At 61.2% G+C, this 18656-nt stretch carries 17 protein-coding genes; 11 read left to right on the forward strand and 6 right to left on the reverse strand.

Features of this window, described 5'->3' with window-relative positions; genetic code table 11:
- Positions 1–120: 120 nt before the first annotated feature.
- The gene (gene recN / locus BN1139_RS00210) at positions 121–1785 is read right to left on the reverse strand and encodes a DNA repair protein RecN (RefSeq protein WP_005350315.1); all 1665 of its coding nucleotides are present in this window, start codon (positions 1783–1785) and stop codon (positions 121–123) included.
- 251 nt (positions 1786–2036) lie between these two features.
- Positions 2037–2921: an NAD(+) kinase gene (nadK, locus tag BN1139_RS00215; RefSeq protein ID WP_005338038.1), complete on the reverse strand. Its 885-nt coding sequence runs from the start codon at positions 2919–2921 to the stop codon at positions 2037–2039.
- 291 nt (positions 2922–3212) lie between these two features.
- Here nadK and grpE point away from each other — a divergent pair, with 291 nt between their 5' ends.
- From grpE to BN1139_RS00255, 8 genes are all read left to right on the forward strand, one after another.
- The gene (grpE, locus tag BN1139_RS00220) at positions 3213–3788 is read left to right on the forward strand and encodes a nucleotide exchange factor GrpE (protein ID WP_005338036.1); all 576 of its coding nucleotides are present in this window, start codon (positions 3213–3215) and stop codon (positions 3786–3788) included.
- 298 nt (positions 3789–4086) lie between these two features.
- A complete protein-coding gene (dnaK, locus tag BN1139_RS00225) occupies positions 4087–6015 on the forward strand; it encodes a molecular chaperone DnaK (protein WP_005338034.1) in 1929 nt (642 codons plus the stop codon).
- Between the two features lie 101 nt (positions 6016–6116).
- Positions 6117–7259, forward strand: coding sequence for a molecular chaperone DnaJ (dnaJ, locus tag BN1139_RS00230; RefSeq protein WP_005338032.1), 1143 nt, complete (start codon positions 6117–6119; stop codon positions 7257–7259).
- A gap of 264 nt (positions 7260–7523) precedes the next feature.
- Positions 7524–9029: a carbohydrate porin gene (locus tag BN1139_RS00235; protein WP_085942054.1), complete on the forward strand. Its 1506-nt coding sequence runs from the start codon at positions 7524–7526 to the stop codon at positions 9027–9029.
- 115 nt (positions 9030–9144) lie between these two features.
- Positions 9145–10101 carry an aminoimidazole riboside kinase gene (locus tag BN1139_RS00240; RefSeq protein WP_005350317.1) on the forward strand — a complete coding sequence of 319 codons (957 nt, stop codon included), beginning with the start codon at positions 9145–9147 and terminating at the stop codon, positions 10099–10101.
- 83 nt (positions 10102–10184) lie between these two features.
- Positions 10185–11549 carry a sucrose-specific PTS transporter subunit IIBC gene (locus BN1139_RS00245; RefSeq protein WP_005350318.1) on the forward strand — a complete coding sequence of 455 codons (1365 nt, stop codon included), beginning with the start codon at positions 10185–10187 and terminating at the stop codon, positions 11547–11549.
- The gene (locus tag BN1139_RS00250; RefSeq protein WP_013723962.1) at positions 11549–12964 is read left to right on the forward strand and encodes a glycoside hydrolase family 32 protein; all 1416 of its coding nucleotides are present in this window, start codon (positions 11549–11551) and stop codon (positions 12962–12964) included. Before BN1139_RS00245 ends, BN1139_RS00250 begins: the two co-directional genes overlap by 1 nt.
- 27 nt (positions 12965–12991) lie before the next feature.
- Complete coding sequence (locus tag BN1139_RS00255) at positions 12992–14002, forward strand: LacI family DNA-binding transcriptional regulator (protein ID WP_005350332.1); 1011 nt, start codon at positions 12992–12994, stop codon at positions 14000–14002.
- Between the two features lie 90 nt (positions 14003–14092).
- On the opposite strand, the gene BN1139_RS00260 is transcribed toward BN1139_RS00255, so the two are convergent.
- The 4 genes from BN1139_RS00260 to BN1139_RS00275 all read right to left on the reverse strand — a co-directional run bounded on the left by BN1139_RS00260 (position 14093) and on the right by BN1139_RS00275 (position 17337).
- On the reverse strand, positions 14093–14821 hold the full coding sequence (locus tag BN1139_RS00260) for an MgtC/SapB family protein (protein ID WP_005350335.1): 729 nt from the start codon (positions 14819–14821) through the stop codon (positions 14093–14095).
- 217 nt (positions 14822–15038) lie between these two features.
- Positions 15039–15443: a hypothetical protein gene (locus tag BN1139_RS00265; RefSeq protein ID WP_005350338.1), complete on the reverse strand. Its 405-nt coding sequence runs from the start codon at positions 15441–15443 to the stop codon at positions 15039–15041.
- Positions 15444–15825: 382 nt separating this feature from the next.
- Positions 15826–17097, reverse strand: coding sequence for an NAD(P)/FAD-dependent oxidoreductase (locus BN1139_RS00270; RefSeq protein ID WP_005350342.1), 1272 nt, complete (start codon positions 17095–17097; stop codon positions 15826–15828).
- A 54-nt stretch (positions 17098–17151) separates the two neighbouring features.
- Positions 17152–17337: a YgaP family membrane protein gene (locus BN1139_RS00275; protein WP_005350344.1), complete on the reverse strand. Its 186-nt coding sequence runs from the start codon at positions 17335–17337 to the stop codon at positions 17152–17154.
- An 88-nt stretch (positions 17338–17425) separates the two neighbouring features.
- On the opposite strand from BN1139_RS00275, the gene BN1139_RS00280 reads away from it, so the two are divergent.
- Genes BN1139_RS00280 through BN1139_RS00290 form a run of 3 tightly spaced genes read left to right on the forward strand, consistent with a single transcriptional unit; the run spans position 17426 to position 18637 of the window.
- Positions 17426–17740: an ArsR/SmtB family transcription factor gene (locus BN1139_RS00280; RefSeq protein WP_005338008.1), complete on the forward strand. Its 315-nt coding sequence runs from the start codon at positions 17426–17428 to the stop codon at positions 17738–17740.
- Positions 17740–18153, forward strand: coding sequence for a YeeE/YedE family protein (locus tag BN1139_RS00285; RefSeq protein WP_013723960.1), 414 nt, complete (start codon positions 17740–17742; stop codon positions 18151–18153). Before BN1139_RS00280 ends, BN1139_RS00285 begins: the two co-directional genes overlap by 1 nt.
- A gap of 13 nt (positions 18154–18166) precedes the next feature.
- A complete protein-coding gene (locus BN1139_RS00290; RefSeq protein ID WP_005350349.1) occupies positions 18167–18637 on the forward strand; it encodes a YeeE/YedE family protein in 471 nt (156 codons plus the stop codon).
- The last annotated feature ends 19 nt before the right edge of the window (positions 18638–18656 follow it).

Below are 18656 nucleotides of genomic sequence, written 5' to 3' on the forward strand. Positions count from 1 at the left end.
CTATTGGCTATTGGCTATTGCTGACTGTGAAGGCCATGGCACTCGTCCGTACCTGCACAGTCAGCATGTTCGGTCTGTCCTGTCAGTCGCCATCGCTGCAAATCGGCTTTATCACCGGATTCACCGACGCAGCAGCTCGCGGGCATTGGCCAGGGTGTTGTCGGTGATCTGGTCGCCACCGAGCAGGCGTGCCAGCTCATTGAGGCGGGCATTCTGGTCGAGTGCATCCATCCGGGTTTCGGTGGTTTTGCCATCGGTATGCTTGCTCACCACCATATGCTGGTGGCCGTTGCCTGCCACCTGAGGCAAGTGAGTGACCACCATCACCTGAGTGGACTCGCCGAGCTGGCGCAGCAGGCGACCCACCACGGCGGCAGTCGGGCCGCTGATCCCCACATCCACTTCATCGAAAATCAGGGTCGGAGTGGAGACCTTGCGAGCGCTGATCACCACGATGGCAAGGCTGATTCGCGACAGCTCACCGCCCGAAGCCACCTTGCCAAGCGGCTGGATGGGCTGACCTGGGTTGGTGGTGACCATAAATTCCACCCGATCTATACCCAGCGGAGAGAGGCTGCTCTGGGCATCGGGGCGCACCTCGATGGCAAAGCGGCCATCGGGCATCGCCAGTTCGTGCATGCTGCTGGTTACCTTGGCGCCCAGCTCCTGGGCGTAACGCTGACGGCTCTGGCTCAGGGCCTCGGCGGCCTGGACAAAAGCCTGACGAGCCTCGGCCAGCTCATCCTCCATCCCCTCTAACCGCTCCTCATCGGAGTTGAGGCGGGCGAGATCAGAGGCCAGCTCCTGATGGTACTGAGCCAGATCTGCCGGTTTGACATGGTGCTTGCGGGCCAGATTGATTGCTCTGGAGAGGCGGGCCTCCAGCTCGTTAAAACGCTCGGGATCCAGTTCCAGCCGATCGAGGTAGCTGCGAAGTTCGCTGTGGCTCTCCTGCACCCCGATCAGCGCTTCATTCAGCATCTCCAGTACCGGGGTGAGGCGGCTGTCCATGCTGACCAGTCCCTCGGCCCGATCGACGGCCGATTGCAGCAGCCCTGCGATAGTGGTCTCTTCGTTGTCATAGAGCAGATCGAGGCAAGCCCCACACTCTTGCATCAGTTCTGTGCCGTTGGCGAGACGCTGGTGCTCCTCCTCTATCTCTTCAAACTCCCCCGGTTGCAGGGCAAATTCGTCCAGCTCCTGCACCTGATACTCGATCAGTTGGCGACGGGCCTCCCGCTGCTGCTGCTCGGCTTTGAGCCGGTTCAGCTCGTTTTGCAGTTGGCGCCACTGCTGATAGTGCTGGCGCACCTCGTCGAGCAGCAGATGGTGACCGGCATAACCGTCGAGCAGAGCGAGCTGGTAGTCGGGTTTGAGCAGCATCTGGTGGGCATGCTGACCGTGTACGTTGACCAGCAGCTGGCCCAGATTCTTGAGCTGGGTGAGGGGGACAGGCACGCCGTTGATATAGCTGCGTGAACGCCCCTCGGCTGAGATGACTCGCCGGACGATACACTCACCTTCGTTTTCCAGCTCGTTGGTGGCGAGCCAGGCGCGGGCGGCCGGGTTGTTGTCGAGCAGGAAGCGGGCGCTGACCTCGCTTTTGTCGCTATCGGGTCGCACCATGCCGGCTTCGGCCCGCTCTCCGAGACAGAGACCGAGAGCATCGATGGCGATGGATTTACCGGCACCGGTCTCACCTGTGATACAGGTCATGCCCGGTTGCAGATCGAGTTCGAGAAACTTGACGATAGCGAAGTTGTTGACGGTCAGCTGGGTCAGCATGGTCTCATCCTGTATAGGTCAACATTACTGTGTATGTATCCAGTATATACTGGTCTTATATACAGTAAAGAGGGCGCCGCCATTTTTAACAAAGGAAAGCCGCGCCAGTGCGCTATGGCTATGAGAATGCGGGACTGACTATTGGTACGCAGTACGGATATGAAGTGCAGGGGGCGTTGCCACGACAGAACACAGAGAAAGGCGCCAATTCAGGCGCCCTCTCTGGCAATGCCGTTGTCGGACAAAGCTGATTAGAACAGCTTGCTGCCCCAGCCGAGCTTGTTGCGCAGCACGTGGAAGTAGCTGTAGTCGAGGGGATGCACCAGATGAAGCTGGTGGTGGCTCTTCTTGATGAGGATCTCGTCCCCCGGGTGGACCGCCAGCGTCACCTGGCCATCACAGCTGACCTGCATGGCATCGTCCTGATTGTCCGGTGATACCAGCAGCCGCACTTCGCTGTCGGCATCGAGCACGATGGGGCGACTGCTCAGGGTGTGCGGGAACATGGGCACCAGCGTGATGGCATTGAGCTTGGGGGTGAGGATGGCGCCGCCCGCCGACAGGGAGTAGGCGGTGGAGCCGGTCGGGGTGGCCACTATGATGCCGTCCGAACGCTGGCTATACATAAAGCTGCCATCGATATAGACCTCGAACTCGATCATGTGGGCGATCTTGCCCGGGTGCAGCACTGCTTCATTCACCGCCAGATTGCTCGACTTGCGCTCGCCGTGGCGATAGACCGAAGCCTCCAGCAGGAAGCGGTGTTCGCTCTTGTAGTGACCGGAAAGCACCTGCTCCAGTGGAAGCAGGTAATCCTGCGGCGAGAGGTCGGTCAGAAAGCCGAGGTTGCCCCGGTTCACCCCGATCACCGCCACATCGAAGCGCGACAGCACTCGCGCCGCCCCCAGCATGTTGCCGTCACCGCCGACCACGATGGCGAGATCGGCCTGCTGGCCCAGTTGCACCAGATCCATCACGTTTTCATCGAGGATGCTCAGGGTCTGGGCGACCCGGCTCTCCACCAGTACCCGAAAGCCGCGGGCGGTCAGGTATTGATGCAGGCCGGTCAGCGTCTGGTTGGCCCCCTCATGGTGGGGTTTGCCAATCAGGGCGATGGTTTTGAACGGAGAATCCATAGTCAGTCAGATCTGGGATGGGTATTGCGGGCCAGTATACAGTGCTTTGCTCCGCTTGTGACGCTCTCCCGTGTGACGGGGCCGGCTATCCCCTTGAGGCTACTGGTTAAACGGTGAGCGGTAACCCGGATAAACCGACGGTTGCGGCTATTCAGCAACCCAGATTGCCCTTTACCCCTTGAAAGCCGGGGATGCATCCCCATAATAGCGCCAACATAGTCGGTCTGTTGTCGTCCGGTCGCTCAACCAGACGTCAGGGCCCTCATAAGTAACCCCGGAATTGGAGATGTCATGAACCACGAAGAGCAAAAGGTTGAAGCGATGGAGCAAGTGGAAGCCCAGCCAGTCGAGCCGACCGATGTAGACAGTGAAGTGACAGCCGAACAGGCCCGCATTGCCGAACTGGAAGCGCAGCTGGAAACCGCCATCCAAAAAGCAGCGGAAGAGCGTGAACGCGCCCTGCGTACCGCCGCCGAGATGGAGAACCTGCGTCGTCGTACCGAGCTGGATGTGGAGAAGGCGCACAAATTCGCTCTGGAGAAGTTCGCCAATGAACTGCTGCCGGTGCTGGACAACCTGGAGCGTGCCATCGAACTGGCCGACAAGGAGAACGAAGCCCTCAAGCCGATGATCGAAGGTGTCGAGCTGACCCTGAAATCCATGCAGAGCGGCGTGGCCAAGTTTGGTCTGGTGGCGCTCGACCCGATCAACCAGCCGTTTGATCCCAACGCCCATCAGGCGATGAGCATGGTGCCGAGTGCCGATGTGGCCCCGAACACCGTCATTGCAGTGATGCAGAAGGGCTATGACCTCAACGGTCGGGTGATCCGTCCGGCCATGGTGATGATCGCCAAAGCGGTCGACTGATTGGCTGTGGGTGCCCGAGCCCGCCCTGTGGCGGGCTTTTTGTTTCGCATTGCAGCACCTGTTCATCTTGCCCGGTTTTACGGCTCAACGTGACCGCGCAACCATGACAAAGGGTGTGGTTTTTTAGGGTTGGGGCTTGAAGCTGCGTCTGGCGACCCCATATAGGTAGCAAGGCCGCGGCGGCACAAAAAATTTGATGCCGGGAGCTTGAAAGCCAGATTGGCAGCCCCCACCTAGCCGTTAACGCATTAAGGCGAGTTCCTCGCCAGTTTATTCAAAGTATTTGGAGATTCGTCAAATGGGTAAAATCATCGGTATTGACCTGGGTACTACCAACTCCTGCGTCGCTATTCTGGATGGCGACACTGCTCGCGTGATCGAGAACGCAGAAGGCGATCGTACTACTCCGTCCATCATTGCCTATGCCGATGATGGCGAGATCCTGGTTGGTCAGCCGGCCAAGCGTCAGGCCATCACCAACCCGAAAAACACCCTGTTCGCCATCAAGCGTCTGATCGGTCGTCGTTTTGAAGATGAAGAAGTGCAGCGTGACCTGAAAATCATGCCGTACGCCATCGCCAAAGCTGACAACGGCGACGCCTGGGTTGAAGTGAAGGGCAAGAAAATGGCACCGCCGCAGATCTCTGCCGAAGTGCTGAAAAAGATGAAAAAGACTGCCGAAGACTATCTGGGTGAGCCGGTAACCGAAGCTGTTATCACTGTTCCAGCCTACTTCAACGACGCCCAGCGTCAGGCTACCAAGGATGCCGGTCGCATCGCCGGTCTGGATGTAAAACGCATCATCAACGAACCGACTGCTGCTGCATTCGCTTACGGCGTGAACAAGGTCAAAGGCGAGCGCAAGGTTGCCGTATATGACCTGGGGGGCGGTACTTTCGATATCTCCATCATCGAGATCGACGAAGTTGAAGGCGAAACCACCTTCGAAGTACTGGCGACCAACGGTAACACCCACCTGGGTGGTGAAGACTTCGATAACCGCGTCATCAACTATCTGGTAGACGAGTTCAAGCGTGAGCAAGGCATCGACCTGCGTAACGACCAGCTGGCTCTGCAGCGTCTGAAAGATGCCGCCGAGAAAGCCAAGATCGAGCTCTCTTCTGCCCAGCAGACCGACGTCAACCTGCCGTACATCACTGCAGATGCCACCGGTCCGAAGCACATGAACATCAAGGTGACCCGCGCCAAGCTGGAATCCCTGGTAGAAGACATGGTGAAGGACTCTCTGGAGCCGGTTCGTGTCGCCCTGAAAGACTCCGGTCTGGCTGTTGGCGAGATCGACGACGTAATTTTGGTTGGTGGTCAGACCCGTATGCCGCTGGTTCAGAAGACCGTTGCCGAGTTCTTTGGCAAAGAGCCGCGTAAAGACGTCAACCCGGACGAAGCCGTGGCCATGGGTGCTGCCATCCAGGGCGCCGTACTGTCCGGTGACAAGACCGACGTACTGCTGCTGGACGTCACCCCGCTCTCCCTGGGTATCGAAACCATGGGTAGCGTGATGACTGCGCTGATCGAGAAGAACACCACCATCCCGACCAAGAAGTCCCAGGTGTTCTCGACTGCCGAAGACAACCAGTCTGCCGTGACCATTCACGTGCTGCAGGGTGAGCGCAAGCGCGCCAGCGACAACAAGTCTCTGGGCCAGTTCAACCTGGAAGGCATCCGTCCGGCACCGCGCGGTCTGCCGCAGATCGAAGTGACCTTCGACATCGATGCCAACGGTATCCTGCACGTCTCTGCAAAAGACAAAGAGACCAACAAAGAGCAGAAGATCACCATCCAGGCCTCCTCTGGTCTGTCTGATGACGAGATCGAGCGCATGGTACGCGAAGCCGAAGCCAACGCGGCCGAGGACAAGAAGTTTGAAGAGCTGGTACAGGCTCGCAACCAGGCTGATGGTCTGGTCCACTCCGTACGCAAGCAGATCACCGAAGCCGGTGAAGCCCTGCCTGCCGACGACAAGACCAAGATCGAAGCTGCTCTGAGCGAGCTGGAAGCGGCCATCAAGGGTGACGACAAGGCTGCTATCGAAGCCAAACAGCAGGCTCTGCTGGAAGCGTCCCAGAAGCTGATGGAAATTGCCCAGCAGCAGGCTCAGGCCCAGGGTGCAGCCGGTGCTGATGCCGGTCAGTCCTCCTCTTCTGCCAAGGCTGACGACGACGTAGTCGACGCCGAGTTCGAAGAAGTGAAAGACGACAAGAAGTAAGCCCTACCCAGATGGGCGAAGTCCGCTTCGCCCATCGGCTTGGTCAATGAATTCACGGGCGTTGGGTAACCAACGCCCGTCTGCGTAACCACAGGATGAGTATGTCGAAGCGCGATTTCTACGAAGTACTGGGTGTGGCGAAAGATGCCGACGATCGCGAGATCAAGAAGGCGTACAAGCGCCTGGCCATGAAGTATCACCCGGATCGTAATCAGGGTGATGCCGCATCCGAAGAGAAGTTCAAAGAGGTCAAGGAAGCCTACGAGGTCCTGACCGATGCCAACCTGCGTGCCCGTTACGACCAGTACGGCCATGCCGGTGTCGACCCGAGCCAGGGTGGCGGTGGCCACGGTGGCTTTGGCGGCGGTGCCGACTTCGCCGACATGTTTGGTGACGTATTCGGTGACATCTTCGGCGGTGGCCGTGGTGGTGCCCGTCGTGGCCCGGCCCGTGGCTCCGACCTGCGTTACACCATGGAGCTGACGCTGGAAGAGGCGGTACGCGGGGTCTCCAAGGAGATCAAGGTGCCGACTCTGGTTCACTGCGAAGTCTGTAACGGCTCCGGTGCCCACACCGGCAGCAGTGCCCAGACCTGCCCGACCTGCCACGGCTCCGGCCAGGTGCAGATGCGTCAGGGCTTCTTTGCGGTGCAGCAGGCGTGTCCGCACTGTCACGGTCGCGGCAAGATCATCAAGGATCCGTGCCGCAAGTGTCACGGTGAAGGTCGCTACCAACGCACCAAGACCCTGTCGGTGAAAATTCCGGCGGGCGTCGATACCGGCGATCGCATCCGTCTCTCCGGTGAAGGGGAAGCGGGGGAAGCAGGGGCACCGGCAGGGGATCTCTACGTACAGGTGCACGTCAAAGAGCACGAGATCTTCGTGCGTGACGGCAACAACCTCTACTGCGAAGTGCCCATCAGCTTCACCGCAGCTGCGCTGGGTGGCGAGATTGAAGTGCCGACCCTGGATGGCCGCGTCAAGCTCAAGGTCACTCCGGAGACCCAGACCGGCAAGATGTTCCGCATGCGCGGCAAGGGCGTGAAGTCAGTGCGCTCCGGTCAGGTAGGGGATCTGATGTGCAAGGTGGTGATCGAAACCCCGGTCAACCTCACCGAGCAGCAGAAAGAGCTGCTGCGCCAGCTGGACGAGTCGTTCAGCGGTGCCGCTGCCAAGACCCACAAGCCGAAATCGGAAGGCTTCTTCGAAGGGGTGAAACGCTTCTTCGACGATCTGACCAGCTGATTTCAGCCACCCGAATAAACAGAGCCGGCCTTGTGCCGGCTCTTTTTTTGCCCGCCATTTCGCCAGGATCTGCCTTATTGAGTGGATCCTGATGAGGGATCCTCCTCACAACTTCCGCCAATTCCTGCTGTACAAATGTTATCCCGCTCACACTGTTGCTGAAACGGTTTAGTTGTCATATTGAGTTGGCTAAATTGGTTTAGCTATGCTCTAGCTGTCGATAACAACAGCGCCCGTCCGGGCCACAGATGACAGGTGAGGAAGATGATGATGTTCAAGAGCAAGTTGGCGCTGGCGGTAGCGCTGGGATTGGGGATGAGCAGCCCGCTGTGGGCGGCGCAGGCGAGTGTTGCAGGTGAGAGTGTCGAGGCCAGACTGGCGGCGCTGGAGGCGCGGGTACAGGCGGCTGAAGCGAGAGCCGAGGCAGCAGAGAGCCGTGCCAGTCAGGCGGAAGTGAAGGCGAGTACGGCCAGCGAGCAGGCGCAGGTGGCCAACAACCGCAGCCAGAAGGTGGATGAGAAGACCGCTGGTGCCCAGGGCTTCGAGTTTCACGGCTATGCCCGCTCGGGCCTGTTGGTCAACAGCAATGGCAACGGTGGGCGCGGCGGCCCCTACATCACGCCAGCCGGTTCGGTGGGTGGGGCCGTCGGTCGCCTTGGCAACGAGGATGACACCTACATGGAGGCCAACCTGCTGAAAACCCAGACCTTCGAGGATGGCAGCTGGGCCCGCTACAAGCTGATGCTGGCAGACGGGGTGGAGACCAGCAACGACTGGACCGCCAGCGATTCGAGCCTCAATACTCGTCAGGTGTTTGCCGAGATGGGCAATCTGGCGAGCTTCGACGGCCCCTTCAAGAATGCGGTGCTGTGGGCGGGCAAGCGCTTTGATCGGGACAACTTTGACATCCACTGGCTCGACTCCGACGTGGTGTTCCTGGCCGGTACCGGCGGCGGCGTCTACGACGTGCAGCTGGCCGACAGCTGGAAGGCCAACTTCTCCCTCTATGGCCGGGATTACGGCGACATCAGCGCCAGCGGTCTCTCCGATATCGAGAGCTACATCCTCACCATGAACAACCGCGTCGGTAACTGGCAGTGGATGGTGAACGGCCTCTCGGCCAAGGACAATGACGCCCGCATCAATGACAAGGGGACGGGCAGCGAGGCGGCGGACAAGGGGGTACACACCCTGCTGGCCTACCACGGGGAGAGCTTCTTTGGCCTCAACCCCGGTTTTGCCAAGGCGGCGGTGTTGTATGGTCATGGGCTGGGGGCCGAGGTCAAGGGGCTGGGCTCTGACAGCGAGCTGTTGCCGGACGCCGATGCGGTGCGGGTCGCCGTGTTTGGCGCCACCGATCTCAACTCGCGCTGGCGTTTTGCCCCGGCCCTGCTGGCCGAGCAGGGTCAGGATCGCTACGTGAAAGGGGATGAGTACCGCTGGCTTACCTTCAATACCCGGGTGGCGCAGGTGCTGAGCCAGAACGTCGAGCTGGTCTACGAGGCGGCCTGGCAGTACATGGATCTCGATCCCAAGGGTTACAAGGGACGCCAGGCGGTGAACGGCAACTTCACCAAGCTCACCTTTGCCCCCACCTTCAAGGCGCAGACCGCCGGTTTCTTCGAGCGGCCTGAGCTGCGGGTGTTCGCCAGCTGGATGGACTGGTCCTCCGAGCTCGACAATTACGCCAGCGACGATGCCATGGGCCAGAGCAACTTCACCGCCGGTGGCGAGTGGAACTTTGGCGTACAGATGGAAACCTGGTTCTAGTTCGTTATCCCGATCACAAAAATGGCAGCCGGTGCCGAGATCTGTTGGTTGGCTAAAACGGTTTAGCTGATAATGCCAGCCAACAGAACAGAGTTCGGGTTTGACTGTGTATCCGATGCAGCAGTGGAGTAGCAAGGTGACGAATCGTGTGTGGGTAATGGGGGATGCGGTGGTGGATTTGATCCCGGAAGGGGCGTTGCACTACCTCAAGTGTCCGGGGGGCGCGCCCGCCAATGTGGCGGTTGGCGTGGCACGGCTGGGTGGCGATGCGGCCTTTATCGGCCGGGTCGGTGCCGATCCGTTCGGCCGCTTTATGGCCGACACCCTGAGCGGGGAGGGGGTGGATGTGGCCGCGCTGTGGCTCGATCCTGACCATCGCACCTCGACCGTGCTGGTGGCACTGGATGATGAGGGGGAGCGCAGCTTCACCTTTATGGTGCGCCCCAGTGCCGACCAGTTCCTCACTCCAAGTGAGTTGCCCCGCTTCGATGCCGGTCAGTGGCTGCTCACCTGCTCCATCGCGCTCGCCAACGAACCGGTGCGCACCAGCTGCCTGCAGGCCATGGCGGCCATCAAGGCGGCAGGCGGGCGGGTCTGCTTCGACCCCAACCTGCGCCCCGAGGTGTGGGGCAACCCCGCTGAGATGCTGCCGCAGGTTCGTCAGGCCATCGCGCAGGCGGATGTGGTCAAGCTCTCCATCGAGGAGCTGCAACTGCTGAGTGGCGAGGATGAATTGGTCGCTGGGCTTGCCACTCTCTCTGGCCCGGCGCTGGTGCTGGTGACCCGGGGCGCGGCCGGGGTGGTGGCCCGTTTGGGTGGCGAACTGCTGGAGTGGGTGGGGCAGAAAGTGACGCCCATCGATACCACGGGAGCGGGGGATGCCTTCGTCGCCGGTCTGCTGGCGGCGCTGGCCGGGCGCTCGTCGCTGCCGACGCTGGCCGAGTTGCCCGCCATTCTGGCGCAGGCCCACGGCTGCGGAGCGTTGGCCACCACCGCCAAGGGGGCGATGACGGCGCTGCCGACCCGCTCCGAACTGGATGCCTTTTTGCGATCAGGCGCAAGCGGCTGTTGAGCTGCGGCTAGAAGCCCGGCTTGACAGCCCCTACTCTCATGTGACAAGGGCCCGCCAGCGTGGCGGGTCATAAGAGGAAGAATATGAATATCAGTGCGATAGCCAAGGATCTGGTGCCCCTGCTCGGGGGCAAGGAGAACATCGTCAGCGCTGCCCACTGCGCTACCCGGCTGCGGCTGGTGCTGGCGGACGACAGCAAGGTGAACAAGGCCGCCATCGACAAGCTGGATGGGGTCAAGGGGTGCTTTAGCAACGCGGGCCAAATTCAGGTGATCTTCGGCACCGGTCTGGTCAACAAGGTCTATGCGGAGTTTGTGGCGCTGACCGGTACCGGCACCGCCAGCAAGGCGGAGCTGACCGACATGGCGGCGGCCAAGCTCAACGTGGCCCAGCGGTTGGCGCGAACCCTTTCCAACATCTTCGTGCCGATCATTCCGGCCATCGTCGCCTCGGGCTTGCTGATGGGGCTGCTCGGCATGGTGCGCACCTACGGTTGGGTCAATGCCGACAGCGCCCTGTTTGTGATGCTCGACATGTTCAGCTCGGCGGCCTTTATCATATTGCCCATTCTGATCGGCTTTACGGCGGCGCGGGAGTTTGGCGGCAATCCGTATCTCGGGGCGACCCTTGGCGGCATCCTCACCCACCCTGCGCTGACCAACGCCTGGGGCGTGGCCGGTGGTTTCAAGACCATGGATTTCTTCGGGCTGGATGTCGCCATGATCGGCTATCAGGGCACCGTCTTCCCGGTGCTCTTGGCGGTCTGGTTTATGTCCCATCTGGAGAAACAGCTGCGCAAGCGCATTCCGGATGCGCTGGATCTGATCCTCACGCCGTTTCTCACCGTCATCATCACCGGCTTTGTGGCGCTGCTCTTTATCGGCCCGGCGGGTCGGGTGCTGGGGGATGGCATCTCGTTCGGTCTGAGCGCCCTCTATGAGCAGGCGGGCTGGCTGGCGGGGCTGGTGTTTGGCGGCACCTATTCGCTGATCGTCATCACCGGCATCCATCACAGCTTCCATGCTATCGAGGCGGGGCTGCTGGCCAATCCGCAAATTGGCGTCAACTTCCTGCTGCCCATCTGGGCTATGGCCAACGTGGCGCAGGGCGGGGCTTGCCTCGCGGTCTACTTCAAGACCCGTGATGTGAAGATCAAGGCCATTACCGTGCCGGCGGCCATGTCCTGTCTGCTGGGCATCACCGAGGCTGCCATCTTCGGGGTGAACCTGCGCTATATCAAACCCTTCCTTGCCGGTCTGTTTGGCGGGGCCTGCGGCGGCGCCTACGTGGTGGCGGCCAAGGTGGGGATGACGGCGGTGGGGCTGACCGGTATTCCCGGCATGGCCATCGTCCAGCCCATGAGCCTTATTCATTACATCATTGGGCTGGTGATCGCCTTTGGCGCCGCTTTCGCCGCTTCCTACCTGCTCAAGTACAAGGTGGAGTGATGAAGGAACGCGATCTTCTCAACCAGATTGTCCGGTCGTTGCTGGCCGGACAGATCAAGGCTGCGGCCGATCCCCATCGGCCCCGCTGGCATCTGGCAGCCCCGGTGGGGCTGCTTAACGATCCCAACGGCTTTATCGAGCACGATGGGCGCTACCACCTTTTCTACCAGTGGAACCCGCTGGGCTGCGAGCACCGCAACAAGGGCTGGGGCCATGTCACCTCCACCGATCTGCTGCATTGGCAGCACGAGCCGGTGGCGCTGTTGCCCACCGAAGCCTATGAGAGCCACGGCTGCTATTCGGGCTCGGCGGTGAGCGACGAGCAGGGGCGTCTGACCCTTATCTACACCGGCAATGTCAAATACCCGGATGGCAGCCGCACCGCCTATCAGTGTCTGGCCCGCGCCGACAGTGAGGGAGGCTTCGAGAAGCTGGGGCCCGTGCTGGATCTGCCCGAAGGCTACAGCGGCCACGTGCGCGACCCCAAGGTGTGGCACGACGGCAAACAGTGGCTGATGGTGCTGGGGGCCCGCACCCTGGATGACAAGGGCGAAGTGCTGCTCTATCGCGGTGACACCCTGCAAAGCTGGCAGCGGGTGGGCCCCATCGCCGGTAGCGGGCGAGGGGGGCTGGGTGAGTTTGGCTATATGTGGGAGTGCCCGGATCTCTTCCCGCTGGGGGAGCGCCATGTGCTGATCAGCTGCCCACAGGGGATTGCCCCGGCAGGCGAGGATTATCGCAACCTTTACCAGTGCGGCTGGCTGGCTGGCAACTTCGACGGAGAGCGCTTCGAGCACGGGGCTTTCCACGAGCTGGACCGGGGCTTCGAGTTCTATGCGCCGCAAACCACCCGAGACAGTCAGGGGCGCCGCCTCTTGTTTGGTTGGCTGGGGCTGCCGGAGGAGAACGAGATGAGCCAACCTACTGTCGCTCACGGCTGGATCCACCAGATGAGCTGCCCGCGGGAGCTGTTCTGGCAGGATGAGTGGCTCTGCCAGCGGCCGGTGGCGGAGCTTGCGGCATTGAAGGGAGAGTTGACCCGTTTCGAGGGGACGCTCGGCGAATTTCCGGGACTGGCCATCGACTCGGCCTGGATCGATCTGGATCTCTGCGGTGAGGGGAGTCTCTGGTTTGGTGCTGTGGCCGAGCTGGTGTGGCAGCCGGACCGCATCACCTTGCGGCGCCAGAACTGGCAGAGCGGAGCGTGGGAGACCCGCTGCAGCCCATGGGCTGGCGGGCGGCTCACCGTCCTGTGCGATCGCTCCAGTCTGGAGTGTTTCATCGATGAGGGGCGTCACAGCCTGTCGGCGCGCTACTTCCCCGGGGAGAGGCCGCAACTTTCATCAGGTAACGGCGATGATGGCTGCAAAATTTGCCTCAATCACTGGCCGCTGTCGGCGTGCCTAGTACAATAGCCCGGTTCTAGTCAGCCGGGAGGCCAGGTGGAGAAGAAGAAACGGATCACGATTGCCCAGATCGCCGAACTGGCGGGGGTGTCCAAGGCGACCGCCAGTCTGGTGCTCAACGGGAAGAGTGCGGAGTACCGCATTGCCGACGATACCCGCAAGCGCATTCAGGCGGTGGCGGAGGAGTGTCACTACCTGCCGAGCTTTCACGCCCGCTCCCTGCGCGAGACCCGCAGCTACACCTGGGGGCTGGTGATCCCCGATCTCACCAACTTCGGTTTTGCCCGCATCGCCCGCGCCCTCGAGGCGCACTGCCGGGAGGCGGGCATCCAGCTGCTGATCGCCTGCTCCGAGGATGATCCCGCCCTCGAGCAGCGGGTGGTGGACAACCTCATCAGCCGTCAGGTGGATGGGCTGATTGTTGCCTCCAGCGGCCACAGCGATGACATCTATGCCCGCATTCACGACCGCCTGCCGGTGGTACAGCTCGACCGCCATATCGGCGAGTCGCGCCTGCCCATGGTGATCTCTGATGCCTGCAAGGCGACCGCCGAGCTGGTGCGGGACATGACCAGCGAGTGCGGCGAGCAGATCTACTACTTCGGCGGCCTGCTGGATCTCTCCCCTAGTCGTCACCGGCTGGCGGGCTATGAGCTGGGGCTCCATCGCGCCGGTTTTGAAGCCGATGCAGCCCGGGTGCGCCATCGCGACTACCAGCCGAGCTCCGGTTATCAGCTGATGGCCGAGCTGGTGGCCGAGCTGGGGGCGCCCCCCAGGGGGCTCTTTACCGCCTCCTTTACTCTGCTGGAAGGGGTACTGCGCTATCTCAACGAGGCGGGGCTGATGGAGACGGGGATGCGGCTCTGTACCTTCGATGATCACGACCTGCTCGACTGCATTCCCATGCGCATCGATTCGGTGGCGCAGGATTGTCCGGCGCTGGCCCTCGCGGCCTTCGAGCTGATGCAGCAACTGATTGCGGGCAATCCTCCCGCGCAGACTGCCCAGGTGATCACCCCCAGGGTGCGCTGGCGCAGTCGCCGCTAGCCACTCTTCGCCCATCCATATGAGAAAGCCCCGCCATTGCTGGCGGTGCTTTTTGCTGCGGGCGGATGGTTCGTTCCTCTGACCAACGGCTCAGTCGGTGGTACTGGTGCGCCAGAACACCTGCTTGATATGGGGATGAATGCCGAGTTTCACCATCAGGGCATCCAGCTCGTCGCCATCGATGGAGGTGGCGAGCAGCACAGCAGAAATCTCCAGATCCCCCTCGCCAAACGGCTCGATGTCGAGCTCGCTCAGGGGGTAGTTGGCCTGCTCCAGCATCTCCTCGAGCCAGTGCAGCACCTCTTTTTGATGTTCGCGCTGGGTCAGGGCCGTCACCTTGTAGGTCACTTCGGTGTCGGTATTGTCCACCGGGCGACGGTTGATCTGGTTGACCAGCGGTCGCAGCAGAGTGTTGGCGGCCAGCACGAACAGGGCGCCCAGAATTGCCTCCATGGCGAGCCCGGCACCACAGGCGGCGCCGACAGCAGCGACGCCCCAGAGGGTGGCGGCGGTGTTGATGCCGCGGATATTGCCCGACTCGCGCATGATGACGCCAGCGCCGAGAAAGCCGATGCCGGAGACGATATAGGCCACCACATGGACCACGTTGTAGTTGCCGCCGTGCAGGTCATAGATGCGCTGGGCCAGACTGACGAACAGGGCGGCCCCCACGGCGACCAGCACGTTGGTGCGAAGACCCGCGGTACGTTGGCGGTACTGGCGCTCCAGCCCGACCAGACTGCCGAGCACAAAGGCGAGCAGCAGGCTGGCCAGGGTGTCGAGCAGGGAGATCATGTCAATTTGTTGCCACATCTTCATGGCGTACTCCTTCTGATAAGCGCTGGCTTGGCGCAATCCATGATGAAACGCCGGGAGGCGGATGGATCAGGGGATGATTGCGCGGATGGCCAGCAGACAAACAAAACGCGGCGTCCCGGGGCGTGAGCATCATCGGATGCCCTGACGCTCGGAGAGGACGCAACAAGCGGGGCCAGCGTGGCTGGCCCCTTTCACTGTGGTTAACGCAGGTGTGCGGTCAGTTGAGTTCGGGATCGCAGTCGATGCGCGGGCGCAGTTGCCAGCGCACCGGATGTGCTACTCCGACCTGATGAACGAACTGCACCAGATAGCGTCGCTGGGGCGGGGTGCACTGCAGGTTGAGCACCAGCTCTCGCCCGCCGCCGCGACCCGGCTTCATCGATTGCATCGGTTGCAGCCCGGCCGGTTGCAACGTGTGGTTCACCATATCCAGCACCTGCTCCATATCGGCGCGATCCTCACAGCGGATCTGCAGCCGATAGTGGTGCTGGTGCGGTTTGCCGCCCAGCCAGCGTGGCAGCATGCCACGGCCGAGCCGGCTCAACAGGGGGTGAGCCCGGGTAGCAACAGAACCTGTTGCGACCGCGCGATCCGCAGCCGGTTTGATTGAGATAAAACGCATAGCAGCCTCCTTGTGGGAAGCAGAAACTATGCAGGCATGGCGACCGTGGCGGTTGGCCACTGGTTGCCAGACGTCAAGTGTAAAAAGGGAGAAGAGGGGAGTGGATTTCCGCTTCTCGCAGGGTTGCGAGCATGCGGCAGAGAAAGACCTGCGGCTAGCTCGCGACCTTGGTACCGACGATGAGGGTCGGTCTACAACTGTCACTTGATGAGTTGCCCACTGATGGTCTCCGCTATTGATAAGAGGCTCGAATGATAGCCGAGGCGGCAGGCAGGGTAAACCCCGCGCCGCCCGCAGCAACATCTTGAAACATAATCGAAAGCCCCGTTTTTGCCGCGCAGGGCCGCCAAACGCAGACCCGGCGAGGGCCGAGTCTGCGGGGTCATTCGGTCTTGTCGATGCCGAGGTATTTGAGCATCAGTTTCTCGTAGATGGGCTCGGTATCCCCCACCTGCATCTTGTGCAGAAAGTACTTCTCGAAGGCGATCTTGGCCAGATGGACCCACTTTCCTTTCTTGAACCAGGCGACGTTGCGCGGCGGGATCTGCGGCATGGCGACGAAGGCGGCACCTGTGTCCCCCATGTCTGCCAGACAGATGGCATTCCATACTGCCTTGGTCACCGGCGGCTGGCCGCTGAGCTCCGCCTTGATGTTGTGGCTCAGGGTGCGCACCATCGCCTCAATCATGTAGCCGGTCTTGGGCACCCCGGTTGGTACCGGCGTCTTGTGCGGCGGTGCAATGGCGATGCAGACCCCGGCGGCGTAAATCTGCGGGAAGGCGGGGTTACGCTGGTGCTCGTCGACGATGACAAAGCCGCGGGGATTGACCAGCCCCTCGATGCCCCGCAGTGGCGCAATGCCGACAAAGGCGGGCAGCATCATGGCGTGTTTGTAGGGCAGGGTGTGGGTGCGCTTGATGTTGCCCTCATCGTCCAGCTCCTCCACCGTCATCTGGCCATCTTGCGCCGCCACGGTGCGGGCATTGCAGATCCACTGCACGTCGCGCATCCGCAATTCGCTCTCCAGCATCCCCTTGGAATCGCCCACGCCGTTGAGACCCAGATGGCCGATGTAGGGCTCGCTGGTGACAAAGGTCATGGGCACATTTTTTCTCACCTTTTTGTCGCGCAGGTGGCGATCGAGGATGAATGCGTACTCGTAGGCGGGGCCGAAGCAGGAGGCGCCCGGCATGGCGCCGACAATCACAGGGCCGGGCTCATCGACCAGTGCGCTGACACTGTGGCGGCACTCTTCGGCGTGGGAGAGGGTACAGACGCTGGTGGTGCCACCGGATTCGGGGCCAGCCCCTGCCACCTCGTCAAAGGCGAGGGCCGGACCGGTGCAGATCGCCAGAAAGTCGTAACGCAGGGTCTGGCCATCGGAGAGGGTGAGCTGTTGCGCCGCCGGTTGCAGCTCGGTCAGGGCGGCATGGATAAAGCGGATCCCCTTTTTCTTCACATGGGGTTCGATGGGGATCGAGGTCTCCTTGCGCTCCCGCCACTGGACGGCAATCCAGGGGTTGGAGGGGGTGAATTCAAAGTCCGGTTTGTCGTTGATGAGGATCACCTCATGCTGCTTGCCCAGTTCGGCCTTGAGTTCGTAGGCGGCAGACATGCCCCCGAGACCTGCGCCGATGACGATTACCGTTGCCATGTTCAGCCTCCTGCGTTTATTACACGCTCATGTGAGCCGGGTCATCCGACCCTGTTATTTAAATCCTAGCCGTTTGAGGATCATCGCTGCCGGGCAGAAACCGGTGAATGCGCTCTGGATCAGGTTGACCCCGACAAAGGCACTCAACCAGACAAAGCCCGGATGAACCCAGGTGGTAAGGATCAGCGAGAGCAGCAACATGCAACCCGCGACGATTCTGACTCCGTTATCTACTGTCATGGTCCTTCTCCCCATCTACTTTAGATATTGCTAATTTAGTGTTGTTTTATACAATAGAACAAATATCAGCAATTGCTAATTTACTCTTATGAGCCAATTCGACGAGATGAACAGACATGCGACAGCCGCCGCCTCCCTGCTCAAGGCGTTGGCTCATCCCGAACGCCTGATGGTGCTCTGCCAGCTGGTGGAGGGGGAGAAGGGGGTCGGGGAGCTGCTGGCCCATAGCCAACTCGGGCAGTCGGCCTTCTCTCAGCAACTTTCGGTATTGAAGCGCTACGGCTTGATTCGTTCGCGCAAGGTCTCCCAGCAGATCTACTACTCGCTGGTGAGCGAGGCGGCCGCCGATGTGTTGGGAGCGCTGCAAACCCATTTTTGTCACTCAGAAAATAAGGAATCTTGATGATGGAAAGCCAATGGCTGCTCTCTTTGGGCGGCGGCATGCTGGCGGGGCTGTCGGCCCTGATCCTGATGTTGTTCAACGGCCGGGTTGCCGGGATCAGCGGCATTCTGGCCGGCGCGCTGCAACACCGTGCGCCCTGGCGGGTGCTGTTTCTGCTGGGGCTGGGGGCGGGCGCCTGGTTGGCGCTGACTCTGGGTTGGGCCAGTATGCCCGCATTCACCACCTTGCCTGGTTGGCCGGTGGTGCTGCTGGCCGGTCTGCTGGTCGGCATCGGTACCCGTCTTGGCAATGGCTGCACCAGCGGTCACGGCATCTGTGGTATGGGGCGGCTCTCCCTGCGCTCCATCGTCGCCACCCTGACCTTTATGGCCGCTGGCCTTATCACCGTCTTCGTCACTCATCATCTGCTGTAAGGGGCTGATCGCCATGAAGTTGCTGACAAGTTTGTTTGCGGGTGTGTTGTTCGGACTGGGGATGGCCATCTCCGGCATGGTGGATCCCGCCCGGGTCACCGGTTTTCTCGATCTGGCTGGGGCCTGGGATCCCAGCCTCGCCTTCGTGATGGGGGGCGCTCTGCTGGTCTTTATGCCGGGTTATTTTCTGCTGGTGAAACCCCGTCGCCAAAGTGTACTGGGGGAGCCCATCGCTGCCGTACCGGCCCCTCGGCTGGATCGTCGTCTGATCGGTGGGGCCGCGCTGTTTGGCATCGGCTGGGGATTGGTGGGTATCTGCCCGGGGCCTGCCTTGAGTCTCATTTCCAGCGGCCAGCCCATGATAATGTTGTTTATAGCGGCCATGGTGGCCGGGATCTTGCTGTTTGACACAGGGCTGGCCAGGGTGCTGACCAAGGCGCCAGTTCGGGGAGTGGATAAGGTGCGCCAGTCCCATACCGCCTGATCCCGTGAAGTGACAGATT

This window comes from Aeromonas veronii bv. veronii, assembly GCF_000820225.1.
Taxonomy (GTDB): Bacteria; Pseudomonadota; Gammaproteobacteria; order Enterobacterales; family Aeromonadaceae; genus Aeromonas; species Aeromonas veronii.

What these genes read in the sequence shown, in the direction of transcription:
- nadK (WP_005338038.1), bottom strand. Translation starts at nt 2,921, where the DNA reads ATGGATTCTCCGTTCAAAACCATCGCCCTGATTGGCAAACCCCACCAT.
- recN (WP_005350315.1), bottom strand. Translation starts at nt 1,785, where the DNA reads ATGCTGACCCAGCTGACCGTCAACAACTTCGCTATCGTCAAGTTTCTC.
- BN1139_RS00235 (WP_085942054.1), top strand. Translation starts at nt 7,524, where the DNA reads ATGATGATGTTCAAGAGCAAGTTGGCGCTGGCGGTAGCGCTGGGATTG.
- BN1139_RS00245 (WP_005350318.1), top strand. Translation starts at nt 10,185, where the DNA reads ATGAATATCAGTGCGATAGCCAAGGATCTGGTGCCCCTGCTCGGGGGC.
- BN1139_RS00260 (WP_005350335.1), bottom strand. Translation starts at nt 14,821, where the DNA reads ATGAAGATGTGGCAACAAATTGACATGATCTCCCTGCTCGACACCCTG.
- dnaK (WP_005338034.1), top strand. Translation starts at nt 4,087, where the DNA reads ATGGGTAAAATCATCGGTATTGACCTGGGTACTACCAACTCCTGCGTC.
- BN1139_RS00280 (WP_005338008.1), top strand. Translation starts at nt 17,426, where the DNA reads ATGAGCCAATTCGACGAGATGAACAGACATGCGACAGCCGCCGCCTCC.
- BN1139_RS00275 (WP_005350344.1), bottom strand. Translation starts at nt 17,337, where the DNA reads ATGACAGTAGATAACGGAGTCAGAATCGTCGCGGGTTGCATGTTGCTG.
- BN1139_RS00250 (WP_013723962.1), top strand. Translation starts at nt 11,549, where the DNA reads ATGAAGGAACGCGATCTTCTCAACCAGATTGTCCGGTCGTTGCTGGCC.
- BN1139_RS00265 (WP_005350338.1), bottom strand. Translation starts at nt 15,443, where the DNA reads ATGCGTTTTATCTCAATCAAACCGGCTGCGGATCGCGCGGTCGCAACA.
- grpE (WP_005338036.1), top strand. Translation starts at nt 3,213, where the DNA reads ATGAACCACGAAGAGCAAAAGGTTGAAGCGATGGAGCAAGTGGAAGCC.
- BN1139_RS00240 (WP_005350317.1), top strand. Translation starts at nt 9,145, where the DNA reads ATGCAGCAGTGGAGTAGCAAGGTGACGAATCGTGTGTGGGTAATGGGG.
- BN1139_RS00270 (WP_005350342.1), bottom strand. Translation starts at nt 17,097, where the DNA reads ATGGCAACGGTAATCGTCATCGGCGCAGGTCTCGGGGGCATGTCTGCC.
- dnaJ (WP_005338032.1), top strand. Translation starts at nt 6,117, where the DNA reads ATGTCGAAGCGCGATTTCTACGAAGTACTGGGTGTGGCGAAAGATGCC.
- BN1139_RS00285 (WP_013723960.1), top strand. Translation starts at nt 17,740, where the DNA reads ATGATGGAAAGCCAATGGCTGCTCTCTTTGGGCGGCGGCATGCTGGCG.
- BN1139_RS00290 (WP_005350349.1), top strand. Translation starts at nt 18,167, where the DNA reads ATGAAGTTGCTGACAAGTTTGTTTGCGGGTGTGTTGTTCGGACTGGGG.